The organism is Bifidobacterium indicum (assembly GCF_036987015.1).
Taxonomy (GTDB): domain Bacteria; phylum Actinomycetota; class Actinomycetes; order Actinomycetales; family Bifidobacteriaceae; genus Bombiscardovia; species Bombiscardovia indica.
Genome location: NZ_BTXM01000004.1, coordinates 40671 through 53813 on the forward strand (window position 1 = coordinate 40671; position 13143 = coordinate 53813).

The 13143-nt window shown below is 66.2% G+C and carries 5 protein-coding genes; all 5 read right to left on the reverse strand.

Annotated features, from left to right (window positions below; all coding sequences use genetic code 11):
• Positions 1-89: 89 nt before the first annotated feature.
• The 5 genes from AACP59_RS08230 to AACP59_RS08250 all read right to left on the reverse strand — a co-directional run bounded on the left by AACP59_RS08230 (position 90) and on the right by AACP59_RS08250 (position 12938).
• Entirely contained in the window at positions 90-2510 is a 2421-nt protein-coding gene (locus tag AACP59_RS08230; RefSeq protein ID WP_339350663.1) for a transglutaminase TgpA family protein, read from the reverse strand.
• On the reverse strand, positions 2507-3835 hold the full coding sequence (locus tag AACP59_RS08235; RefSeq protein WP_339350665.1) for a DUF58 domain-containing protein: 1329 nt from the start codon (positions 3833-3835) through the stop codon (positions 2507-2509). Before AACP59_RS08235 ends, AACP59_RS08230 begins: the two co-directional genes overlap by 4 nt.
• A 5-nt stretch (positions 3836-3840) precedes the next feature.
• Positions 3841-5646 (reverse strand): MoxR family ATPase, encoded by a 1806-nt coding sequence (locus tag AACP59_RS08240; RefSeq protein WP_339350667.1) that lies wholly within the window; start codon positions 5644-5646, stop codon positions 3841-3843.
• A 5-nt stretch (positions 5647-5651) separates the two neighbouring features.
• Positions 5652-11189, reverse strand: coding sequence for an Ig-like domain-containing protein (locus tag AACP59_RS08245; protein WP_339350668.1), 5538 nt, complete (start codon positions 11187-11189; stop codon positions 5652-5654).
• 198 nt (positions 11190-11387) lie between these two features.
• A complete protein-coding gene (locus AACP59_RS08250) occupies positions 11388-12938 on the reverse strand; it encodes a serine/threonine-protein kinase (RefSeq protein ID WP_339350670.1) in 1551 nt (516 codons plus the stop codon).
• Positions 12939-13143 lie beyond the last annotated feature (205 nt).

The window sequence follows — 13143 nt, forward strand, 5'->3', positions numbered from 1 at the left end:
TGGATGACTCAGGGGTCCCGTCCGGCACCATGCCGGACGGGACCCCTGGTCTTGTTCGGGTGTGGTCGGAATCTGAACCCGGATGGGATTCAGAAGAGGTGACGCAGGGAGAGCCTCGTCCTCCAGCGCCTGGACCGGGGGAGGCCCACCAGTATGGACCGGCGGACCTGATCGGTCAGGCGCCAGTATTCAAGTGCATCCTGGTCCGATACGCGGCGATTGTCGAAGGTGGCCCGGTCGGCAAGCGTGCAGAGCCGATTCAGCTTGTCCCTGTCGGTGTCTCGTCCCGCCTTGAACGTGCTTTGGCCGAGGAGGTCCCGTCCGATGGTCCGGGCTTGCTCCCTTCGGGTTCCTTGGGGCCTGAGCCCCGACTGCCAGGCCAGGTTGCCGACCTGCCTCCAGCCCTGTTCAATGCGTTCCTCGGCGGAACCCTTCGTTCTGGCACGGTTCAGGATCCAGGCCTTGAGGGCCAGGATGGCCAGAACCAGCAGGGCCACACCCCATACCGGTGAGGAGTAGGCAAGGACCCTCCCGACCAGGGGGCCGAATCGTGTCCAGAGGGAGGGCCCTGCCGTCTGGTCGGCATCCTGACCGCCGACTCGGGTCCTGCCGTTGGTGCGCTGGTCATCACGGGGAGGATCGACCAGGGGAGGCGGTGGCTGCCTGACCAGGGTCTTGGGGTTGGGCGGGGTCAGATTCAGGTTCTTGTCCGGTGTCTTGGTCTCCTGGGGGGTGGGGTAGAAGGGCACCCAGCCCAGGCCCGCCAGGTTGATTTCCACCCAGGCCTCAACATCCCCGCCCCTGAAGTCCACGGTGGTGCCGCCATCGGGGTCCTGGCGGGTACGGGCCTTGCTGATGTCTCCCTGCTTGTCCTTGGGGATGAGACCCAGGACGACCCGGGAGGGGAGTCCCATCTGCCTGGCCAGGAGGGCCATGGCGGAGGCGTACTGCTCGCTGTCGCCGACCATGGCCTGGGCTTGGAGGAGCTGGCTGACCCGATAGTCCCCGTGTCCGGAGGGGGAGGGGTAGTCACCCTCCAGGCCATGGGAGAACCAGCCGTCCTGGTGGAGTCTTGTCTCGATGGCCAGGGCCCTGGTGCCGGGCTTGTCCTGGAGGGAGGTCATCAGGGCCGCCGCCTGGGGAAGGGAATCCGGGGGGTCCGAGATTTGGGGGACCTGTGCGGCTCCCACCTGGCTGTTCCTGATGGCCTCCCGGTCGGGTCTGACGTTCAGGGTCCCCTGGACCGTGTAGGTGGTCTCGGCGCCCAGGGGGGTCGCCGAGAGGGCGGAGTCGGTTCCCTTGTTGTAGTAGAGGTCCTCCCTGCTCAGATTCCTGCCGGGGTTGATGGAGGAGGCCTGACCGGCCGTGGGCAGCCAGGAGCGTCCGAATCCCTGGTGGATGGTGAACAAGGCCTTGAAGGTCGGGCCCTGGGTCCGGTTGGTGTCACCCCCGTCATCCCGGCTGGGGGAGACGGCGCTGCCGATACGCCGGTAATCGGACGACTGCCCGGGGGTGGCGCTGTCGGAGAGATTCCAGACCTTGCCGTCGAACCGGTCCATGACGGCCATCCGGACTGGGGTGCCGGCCGGCAGGTTGTGTACGGTGACCAGGGTGTCATCCTTGTGGTCCTTGATGTAGGACCGGTAGTCGCTCAGGGGGCTGGTGAACTGGCAGGGGTCGATCGGGGGCTGGTAGCGGTCACGGAGAACCAGGCGGTCAAGAGGGACCTGGAGGGTCCCGCCCAGGGCGATGCCCAGGGTCAGTACCAGTGTCAGGGCCTTGGCAAGGGGTCTGCCGGACTGGATCAGGTGCAGACGCCAGGATGCCCAGAGAAGAAGCAGGACCCACAGGCAGCATCCCATGATCTCAGGGTGCCATCCATGGCTGGTGCCCAGGAGGGCCGATGCCGACATGGTGATGAGTATCGGCAGGGTGGCCAGGATAGGGGCGGGGTCAATCCTGCCGTCAGGCCGCCTGGGCCGGTCGTAGGGGCGTATCCGCGCCAGGAAGGCCGCCAGGAATGAGGTCCACAGGAGGAGGGTCCACAGGGCCATGAAACCGCCCGCCTCCCAGCCCAGTGGGGGGTCGATTGCGACCAGGGCCTTGAAGGAGCCGAAGGTGGCCGTCCACCCTTGGATCAGGGTTTGCGTGGTGGGCAGCAGATGGAGGATGGTGGTGCCGTTCAGGGTGATGATCGGGCCCAGGACGAACTGGGCCAGCACCAGCAACCCGGCCTGGATGCAAGGGCGTGGGGCATGGCGGGACCAGGTCAGGGCGATCAGGGTTCCGGCCGGGCTGGCCAGGAGCCCCACCAGGAGCCATCCTGCAAGGTCGCCGTACACGGGGAGCAGCTGGATCGCGGCCAGGAGATTGAGCGGTACCAGGGCCAGGGTGGAGAGGAGACCCAGGGCACGGCTCCTGGAGCCCTCCAGGGGCATCGGCTGGTTTCGCCAAAGCACATGGACCGGCGAGGGGGCCGGCTGGGCCTGCCAGGTCGTGGTGGTCCTCATGCGAGGGTCTCCATGATCAGGGGGAGATCCTCCAGGGCTGCCAGGCGGGCTCGGGTCAGTCTTCCCTGGCCCTGGATGGAGCGCTGTTCTCCTCGCGCGGCGTTCAGGACCATGGTTTGGATGGATTCGGGAACCCCCGCGGTCATGGTCTGGGTTGCCTGCTGATCGGTCTGGGAACCGGAGACCAGGAGGATCAGGGAGGCATCGGGAACCTGGGTCTCCATCATGTCGAGCCAGGCGGCCGAAGTCTGGTCGGGGCCTTCTCCCGAGGGCGTCTCGACCGGGAGGATGGAGCTGCAATCATCCAGGAAGGCGCGGGGGAAGTCGGTGCGGAGAATGTCGGTTTCCTGGGTGCGTCGACCATGCACGGGGTCAGTGGAACGTATGCCGGAAGGGGAGTCAGACCGGTTTCCTGTCAAGTCGCGGGGGGCCATGGCCACCAGACGGCGGCCGTCCAGGAGGCATCGTGCCCCCAGGGAGGCGAAGATGCTGACGGCCAGTTCGAATTCCTCGGCGCTGGAATACGAGGACGGGTCGGTATCCATCCATAGGACTGTGTCCGTGCGGAGGGTCGGCTCGTACTGGCGGACCATCAGGGAGCCGGTCTTGGCTGTGGAAAGCCAGTGGACGCGCTTGATGTCGTCCCCGGGTTCATACGCGCGCAGGGCGTGGAATTCCAGGTCGTCATCGACGATTCCCGAAGCGACCTGCCCTTCCAGGTCCCGTTGCAGTCCGGCCGTGATCGGGGTCAGGTCAACGGTTTTCGGATGAACATAGAGTTGGTCCCCGTCCGCCAGGATCCGCTGCCTGAGGATGGTGCCAAAGGGGTCTCCGGTCTCCATGGTGACCGGGCCCACAGGGATGGTGCCGCGGTGCAGGGCCTGAAGTTTCAGGTGCAGATGGTCGGACTGGCCGGGCGAGAGGGCCGGAAGGGCCAGATAGGAGGGCTCGCTTCCGATCAGGATGCCGATTCTGCCGCCGCGGGTGGCGCGCCTGCCCGGATTGGACAGGGTTATGGAGAGTTCCGACTCCTGGCCCACGCTCAGGTGGGTCTGGTCCAGGTCGAGTTCCGCCCGGCAGCCCAGGTTCCCCATGCTCATGACCAGACCGGTGGCCACCAGGGTCACACCGGCCAGGAGGAAGGCCAGAAGCTCGGTCCAGCCGACCAGGGCCAGGCCAAGACCGGCGATGACCGTGACCGTGACCATCCAGCATCCCAGTGGTGTCACCATGGAAAGGGCCTGGCGCAAGGGGACGCGGTCCGAATGCGGCCGGTCTGCCTCCGAGATACGCCTGGAGGTCTTGGCTGAACTCTCTGCGGCCATGGTCTTCAGCGCTCCGCCGTGGGAACGGGGACCGTCGCCAGGGCCTTCGCCAGTGCCTGGTGCTCATCGACACCGGAGAGTCTGGTCTCGGTCTCCAGGACCATGCGATGGGCCAGGACCGGGTCGACCAGCTCCTTGACATCGTCGGGGATGACGTAATCCCGCTCCTGGGAACAGGCCCTGATGCGGGCGCAACGAATAAGGGCCAGGCCTCCACGGATGGAGGAGCCGACCCTGATGGCCTTGCTGTGGCGGGTGGCCTCGATGATTCGGATGATGTACTCCATGATCGATGGGTCGCAGTAGGCGCTGGAGGCGTACCGGGCCATGTCTGCAATCTCGTCGGCTCCGACCACCGGGGTGACCAGTCCGGCCCTGTCCCTGATGTCGGCCTCCTGGAGGATGCGCATGCTGGCCTCATGACCGGGAGCCCCCATGGAGGTCCGGATCAGGAAGCGGTCCATCTGGGCCTCGGGCAGGCTGTAGGTGCCCAACTGCTCAATCGGGTTCTGGGTGGCCAGGACCATGAAGGGGTGGGGTACCCGGTAGGTGTTGCCGTCAACCGTGACTTTCTCCTCTTCCATGACCTCCAGGAGGGCGGACTGGGTCTTGGGGGATGCCCGGTTGATCTCGTCGGCCAGGATCATCGAGGCGAAGACCGGGCCGGGCCTGAAGGAGAACCTCCCCTCGGCCTGGTCGTAGAAGGTGACACCGACGACATCCGAGGGAAGGAGGTCGGGGGTGAACTGGATCCGCTTGAACTCGACATCGATGGACCTGGCCAGCGCTCGCGCAAGCTGGGTCTTGCCGGTGCCGGGGTTGTCCTCCAGAAGGATGTGGCCACCCGCAATCAGCGCCGTGACGCACAACTCCACCGTCCTCTCCTTGCCGACGACCGCCCTGCCGACGTTCTCGGTGATGGAGCGGAAGGTACGGGCAAAGTCGTCGCGGTCCATTGTGGGGCCGCCTGTTGCAGGTGGTTGTCTGGCTGTGGGTGTTTGCCCGCCATGGTGTCCGGTTGCTTCGCCTGTTGCGATGATCGGGCTGGCATAGGTCTCGTCGGACAGGGATGTTTCGGTCCTCCCTGGTGTCTTGATCGGCCTGGCTCCACCTGTGAACCGGGAGTGACCGGCTTCTTCCTCGGACCAGGATGGGCTGGACTGTTCCGCGGACTGTTCCGGAGCGTCAATCGGTTTGTCGTCATCTGTGAACTTGAACAGTCCGGTTTTGTCCGTGGACAGGTTCGGGCTGGACTGTTCCGCGGACGGTGCCGAAGACCCAGCCGATTCTCTTGCGTTCGTGGACCTGGGCGAATTGGTCCCCGTCGGGAAGATACTCGGGGAAGGGGCTCTCCTGGTTGCTGCTGCGGCCTGGGATGGATCGGTTCCATCCTGCTGCCTGGCCGGAATCGATCGTGCCTGGGTCTCACCGGCTCCAAGGGGCTTTTGACCATTGGTCTGTTTCGGGTTGTGTCCGAGACCGCCCAGCATGGCCTCGCGTTGTCGTTGCAGGATTTTCATGCGGCTGGACCGTGAGGGTCTGTCTTCCGGGCCCTCGTCCCCGTCGTCCAGGATCAGGGGCCTGCCGTCCGCCAGGGGTCTGGCCTGATAGGTGCCCAGTCTGGTGCTGTCTTCCAGGTCCGCGGATCCTCCCTTCCTTTCGCCCCGGTCAGCCTGGTCCGTGGGCTGGTCCGGGTCGGGTAGGGATGGCGGCATCTGGCCGGATCCGGATCGGGGACCGCCCACTCTGGTCGCATCATTGAGAGGGCTGCGCTCATCCTGGGTGGCATCATCCTGGAATTGGTCACTCATGTCTGTCAATCCTTGTCCTCTGCTGAGACCTGGTTGGTTCCGATGACCCGGCCCGCCATGCGGTTCCGGGCGTCTGACGGGGCATATCCGGTCTTACGGGTGGTTGGTGTTCGACGGTTCCGCAGGGTGCGCATCGTGGACGGTTGCCCTCCTGCAAGAGTCAATTCCCTGGTGGTGGGCGGTGACATCCCCTCGCTGCCCATGCCGCCGATCCGGCTGACGGCCTTGAATCGGATGGTGTCTCCGGGGTTGGCCACCGAGGCGGGAAGGGTGATCTGCTCCGTGGCCGTCTGCAGGGTGCATCCCAGCGTCCAGGAAGCTCTCGAGGGATCGACTCCCTCGATGGTGACCAGGATGTCCCCGCAGGGTTTGCCATGGCTGGCGCCCGGGGTCAAAGTCAGGTCGACCTGATCGGGATTGTCGGTGGGGTCGCTCTGTTCGGCCCTCTCGAAAATGGGCGGGTCGGGGTGGGACCAGGTGGACCCGGAGGCGGTTTCGGCCGCCCCGGCCCCGGCCATGTTGGAGGGGATGACGGTGACGGAACAGGCCTGCCCTGCATCCTGATGATCGACGGAGAAGACCGCGCTGGTCGATGTGGGTGCGCGATTGCGCATGGATCCGCATCCGGGGCCGTTGGCCTGGACCGAGTATCGGTCAATGGACGAACCGCGGTTCTCGGGCTGGTCCCACCTCACCGTCAGGGTTTCCTTGGCGCTGCCGTCCATCGACAGGTTGCGGACGCCGCCGGGGATCACGTCAGGCCTGGCGGCAAGGGGGGAGGAGGCCGGAGACCACCCGACCTCGTTGTGGGCCTGGACCGTGAAGCTGTAGTCCCGACCATTGGTCAGGCCGGTGACGGTGCATGTGGTGGCCCTCGAACAGGATTGCTGCCCGGAGCCCGCATCCGACTGGTAGGAGACCCTGTATTCGTCAATGGGGCTTCCGTTGGCGTTCCCCGGTTCCCAGGCCAGGGAGACTGTCCCGTCCCCGGTGCGCGGTGACCCGGCCAGGACCTTGGGGGCCTGTGGCCTGTCGATGATGCTGACCGTTATGGCGGCGCTGACCCGCCTGTCCTTGTCCCTGGTGCCGTCTTCCACGGTGACCAGGACGGTGTTGGTCGAGGCGCCGATGTCCTTGTCGGCCCTGATGGTTACCCGGCCGTCCTCGCCGGAGGAGGCGGTCAATTTGGATGCGTCGTCGGTCACCACGCCAACCACTCTCAAGGGGGTGTCGGGGAAGGGATTCATGGCCCCCTCCAGGACGTTGACATCGAGACTCTGGCCCGCCTTGGCCCTGACGGCGCGCAAGGGTACCGATGCCAGGGGACGGGTGGTCTTGACGATCCTGAAGGTCAGCCCGCCCCCGACGTTGCCGCCCGCATAGGTGATGGTGACGGGGAGGGTGGCCTTGGCTCCGGGTGTGGCGGCCTTGTCGGCGCTGACGGAGAGCTGACCCTGGGGGGTGAGCGTGGCCCGGATGGGGCCGTTGGCCCCGCTGGTGGCATAGGTGTACGAGCTGGACCGGCTCCCCTCTGGAACCTGTGTCAGGGCCCTCAGGGAGATGGTCTGTGCCGGATCACCGGCCACCAGGTCGATCGTGGGAGCCGAGAGATAGGGCGGCTCCTCGCGTCCGCCCTCGATGGTGATGGGGAGGGTCAGGACGGCCGAGTTGACGATGGTCTTCCCGTCGGGGACCCCGTCCTGCGCGGTGAAGGTCAGTGAGGCGGGGCCTGAATAGTCCTTGCCTGCGGTGAACTTGAGGGTGGTCGGATCCACATAGGGGTCGGACCCGTCGGATTTAGTCGCCGAAACGGAATCGGCCGAGGCGATCCTGGCCGTCTTGCCGGCCCCTACCCGCACCTGGTCGGCGATGTCGATGGTGATGCTCTGCCCGGCCCGGACCTGGAGGGCGGGCGCCTTGGGGCGCAGGGTCGGGGGAAAGACCCCGTAGGCCGGCACTTTGACGAAGGCCGTGGAGGTGATCTTGTACCGGGTGTTGGTGACCGTGTACGGCACCGCCCTGGCCTGGCCCGTCAGGTCGATGCTGAGCGTGGTGGACCCGGGGCCGCCCTTGACCCGGGCATGGTCGCTGGCGCTGGGGTGCACCTCCAGTTTCAGGTCATCCATGGTCCCCGAGGGGTTGGCCATGGAGCCGGCAAGGTTGACCTCGACCGTGCGTTTGTCGATCGTGTCGGCAGGGGCCACGTCGTAGTCCTGGACGGTTGGCGGCTGTATCGGCGCCTTGGGGTCCGTGGTGATGGTCAGGGTGGCCTGGTCGCTGATGCCGGCCCGGTTCCTGGCCCGATAGACCACATACGAGGTGCCGGCCTGGGCCGGGGTGGTCAGGCGGATCATGTCGCCGACAACCTTGGCATCGGAGACCCCTGTGGCTTCCAGGTGGGGGTCCAGGTCCAGCACGGTGTCGTCTCCCGAGATGTCGTTGGCCAGTACGGGCACGTCCACCGCCGTCCCCGGTCTCAGGGTCACATGGTCGTCACGGCTGAATACGTTCCCGCCGGTGGGACCCCGGAAGACGCCGATGCGGATGTGGCCCTGGGCACGCTGTCCGACCCAATCCTCGACGGCATAGGTGAAGTCGTCTGTTCCCCTGGAGTCGGCATAGGACTCATAGACCATGTAGTCGGCTCCCACCTGGGTGATCCTGCCCAGCTTGGGCGCCTGGTTTCCCAGTCCGGACAGGGTGTCGCAGTCACCGTCCGGGTCGATGCCCGTCAGGGTGATGGGGATGCGGACCTTGGCACCGGCGGCCACCTGGGCCTGGACGTCACCGGGGGTCGGCGCCGGCTTGTCACGTTGGTTGTCGGCATGGACCTTGAAGGTGATGGTCCCCGAGGCGGTATTGCCCAGGTTGTCCCTGACCGTGTAGGTGACGGGGTAGGCGCCCGTCTCCTGCCCGGCCTGGTAGCGAACCGTGTCGCCGGAGACGAAGACCAACCCCCTGAAGGTCCCCTGGTCCCTGCCCAGGTCGGGCTCCAGGCTGACCGTGGTGCCGTCGGGGTAGGTCACATGGTCCATGACCCTGATCGTGACCAGGCCTCCCTGACGGACCTGGGCGCTGATGTTGCCCGCCTTGGGGGTTGAGGCGCTCCTGTCCAGGGGCGGCGGCTGCAGGGTGATGGTCCCCTGGGCGTCGCCGGCTGTATTGGTGACGGTATAGGAGATCCTGACCGGTCGGGTGGGTACCTGGCGTGCCGTCAGGTAGACCCGCTTGTGGTTGACGATGCCCGCCTTGATGCCCAGGGCCGGGTCCACCGACACCGAGGTCAGGGAGAGGACCCCGCCCATGGGGTCCAGGTCGTTGTCCAGGGGCTCGACGATCGCGGTCTGGTCGGCTCCCAGGAGGGCCACGTCGTTGACGGCGACGGGCTTGGCCGCATCCCCCTTGATATGCGCCACCTCCAACCGGGCCAACCCCTGGGTGGCATGGTCGCCCTGTGCCACCGCGTAGGGCAGGTAGTAGGTGCCCGGCGTCTGTGAGCTGAAGGTGAAGGAGAGGTCCTCGGTGTTGGCCTCCACCCGGGTCTCCTTGGGCTGTTCGACCCTGGTCAGCTGTAGGGGCTGGGCCGAATTGCCGTGTACGGCCTGCTTCAGGCCTATCCTGACCGCCCGTCCGGGTTGGACCTGCCGGATGACCGGGTCGACCAGGGGGTTCAGGGTGTTGGCCGGCCTGATGGAGAAGTATACCAGTCCCTCCCCGCTCAGTTTTCCGTCCGAAACGGTCACTTTGACACTGATCCGGCCTGATGTGGCGGACCCCGCGGCCAGGGTCAGCCTGCCGTCGGTCCGGGTGGAGACCGATACCTGGTCGGAGTTGGTGGGGTTGGCCGAGACCAGGGTCATGGGGTCCCCGTCGGGGTCCACAAAACCGGCCAGGGCGTTGACATCGATGGTGGCCCCCTGCTCCACCTCGTACTCGGATGGGGTGTCGACCTGCTCCGGGGCCCTGTCCTCACCGCCCATGTCGCCCGGGGTGATCTCCAGGTCGATGCCGGCCGAGGAGACCTGCCCGTGACCGTCGGTGATGGAGTAGTTGATCCTGACGGTGCCGGGATGGGCCCGGGCCGCATCGACCTGGAGGAAGCGGCCATCGTATACCGGGGCCAGGGTGATCTCGCCGCTGGAGGTTCTTGCGTCACTGATCTGCAGGACCGAGCAGTCCGTCTGGTGGTCGTTGCGCAGGGGGTCCAGGATGGTCTGGGACCCTGCCCTGATGCCGAACTGGTCGTCTTCGGCCCTGATGGCCCCTGAACGGGTGTCGCAGGTGGGGGCGAACCGCTGCTGGTTGTTGGCCGAGTCCTCCTTCTGGTTCGAGGCCTGGGTCTCCTTGACCTCCATGGTCTGCCACTGGATCTTGATCATCTTTGTGGATTTGCGCGGGTTCCAGACGTTCCCGGCCTGGACGTCATTGAGGATGACCTGGCGGTGGTTGGTCCGGAAGACCAGGTTGGTGGTCGGGGAGATGGATTGGAGGGTGACCAGACGGCTATCCAACCTGGACCCATGACCCCGGCTCTGACCGGCCGGCATGCCACCCCTGGTGCCGCACAGGCGGGTGAAGTTCCTGCCCGGAGAGGACCAGGCCGCCCAGAGGCAGTCCCCCGAAGAGACCGGACGGGCAGGTTGGCCGCTCCCTCCGGTGGCGATCAGGGTGGGATCTGTGCCGGGTGCGTCCAGGTCGACCAGGTGGACACCCTGCTGGTCGCCGACCCCCACCCAGGTACCCTGCTGGTCCTGGTCGACCGGGGTCTCCTGCAGCCTTGGATCGCCTGAACTGTGCAGGCGGGTGGACCCCTTGGACCAGTACAGGGTCCTGCCGGAAAGGACCACCGCCTGGTCGCCGACCACGGCCATACCGTCGGCCCTGATCGCCCTGCCGCCGGTTATCGAATCCAGGGCATGATGGGTCCTCCCGTCGGGCCCATCCACCACCAGAACGGCCCCATCGGAGGGGCGGAAGGCATAGACGGACCCCCGTGGGGTGACGGCCACGGCCCCGCCCCGGCCCAGGGTCAATACTGCTTGTCTCTGATCCGGGTCCATGGTCTTCAGGGTGTCCGCCCTGCCCACCCAGACCTTGCCGGTGGTCTTCTGGAAGAGGGCGACGGTGGGCCCGTTGACGATCTGCTCGACCTGGGCACCCAGCCTGGTCCGGTCGCCGATGCTGGCGGTCGAGGCCCTGATGGCCGACATGGCCCCATCCTGCCCCAGGATGGTGGTGTACCCGCTCTGGGCCAGGTCGAACCTGTTCGTATTGGTTGACAGGGCCACGTCGGCCTCGCCTATCGCCGGCTTGAACCGGGCCACCTTGCGTTCATCCTGGGAGCTGATCCAGACACTCCCGTCATCAACCTGCACCTGCCGCCGATTGATCGTGTTCAGGAGGATGGCCCCGGTCCCGATCAGGAGCATGGCCAGAAGAACCATGACCGGCATGGCCCAGGGGTTGCGCGCCCCGGACATGAGGGAGCGGACCCGTCGCCTGGTCCGGTGCAGCCATGAGGACCCGCTCCCACTATCCATCATTGCTCCTGCCTTGTGATGATGCTTCCGATATGCATTCATGGTGCCATCCCGGGCGCTCCCGCGTTGGCGGAAAGGACTTCTTTTTCATCGCCCGCCCATTCGGGTCCCCGGTGATTCGAGTCTAACTTCCCGTACCCGGGAAAATCGGCTCGGAGAACAATGTGGTCAACCATGCCCGGCCGAACCACGATCAGGGCCTCATCCCTGCTCCTGGGTGGCGCAAATCGTCGTCGGCTCCTGGGAGACCCGCCTATCGGCCCGTACCAGACTGACCGAGATGCAGGTCTGCCCGCCCTCCGCCTGGGGGATCACGGCCCTGGTCTCCCCGGTCTGGGCGCTGGATCCGTGCCCGCCGCCCTGGTCGCCGAGCAGATGCCAGGTATAGGTGTCACCGGCCTTGGGATCCGGGTTGCGCCAGGTGAAGGTGACCGTAGACCCCTGGTAGGTCCCCTTCCCCTCGACGACCGAGGGTACCGGGGCGTGGTCCCCGGTATCGCCCCGGGTGCCGGGCTCCTCCGGAATCGCCGTCGAGGTCTCATTCCCGGGCGCGGTCGTGGTCGTTCCGGCCTTGATGCTGTCGCGGCCGGGCAGGACGACGAGCCCCACCACCAGGGATATCAGAGCCGCCGCCAGGATTGCCGCACCCGCCACCAGGGCCGGACGTGCCCATCCTCGAGAAAGTGGCCCCCTCTTCTTGGATCCTCCGGGTGTCTTCTTCTCCGTAAGGGCGGATGGTCTGTCTGATCCGCTGCGCAGGTCCCCCCTTCCGGGCCGTCCGCCATTGCCGCGAGCGCCTGTACCGCCCCGCAGGCCGCTCAGGTCCGCATTGGTCCCTTGTCCGGTGCCTTGCCCGCCATGGCCCCCGTCCGGGAAAGGGTCGATCCCATCACCGACGAACGGCGTCATATGACCGTAGAACTCCTGCTGTATCTCCTGCATATCCCGCCCGAAGTCGAGAGCCGTGTAGTAGCGGTCGTCCCGGTCGTGGGCCATGGCCCTGCCCAGGACCCGCTCGAACTCGGGCGAGGCCTCGCCCCTGAGCAGGGTCGGCAGGTCCTGGAGGATGATGGCCTGGGCGAGTTGGTCCTCGTCGGCCACCTGATACCCGTACTCATAGGGGGACCGTCCGGTCAGCATACCGAAGAGGGAGGCCCCAAGGGAGTAGATATCGCTGGCCTCCGATCCTCCAGACCGATGGGCCAGGACCTCTGGCGCCGCCCAGGGGATCGATAGCCCCTTGGCCCGGGAGGTGCCGTAGGTGGAGGCCGAGATGCCGAAGTCGGCCAGGACGGGGAGCCCCTGTTCGGTGATCAGGAAGTTGCCAGGCTTGATGTCGCGATGGATGATGCCCTTGGTGTGGGCGCTGTAGAGGGCGCTCGCCATCCGCACCCCCAGGTCGAGCGTCTGCTCCTGGTCCAGCCCCCCCGAGTGCATGATCGTCTTGCAGCTGCCCCCCGAGGCGTACTCCAGAATCAGGCAATCCTGCCCATCCCCGCTGACCGCCGCCTGGTGGATGGTCAGGATGTAGGGGTGGGTGGAGAGCCTGGCCAGGTAGTCGGCCTCCTTCAGGAAGAGCTCATGGGCGGCCTGACTGTGTGCATTCGTCTTGACGGCCACCGGGCGCGAGGGTGATTCCTGCTCGTAGAGATAGACCGATGAGGTTCCGCCCCGGCCCAGGAAACGGACATAGCGGTATCCCTGCAGGTCCGGAACGTCTGTCGGCAGGGCTGCGGAAGGCTGGCTCGTCATAGCACCACAATATATCGGCAATTGTGTAAGCCCGACAGGTATAGGGGAAAGCCGGGGGGTCGGTGACTCGTGGTGGGGCATGGGGAGGTCGGTCCCGTCACGCTCGCGTCCTGCATAATCAGCTCCCGGGTTGAACGGTCCGGGATATGGTAAAAGGAATGGCCCAGGTCCGGGTAGGGGCCTGCTGATTAAATTCGGGCAAGGA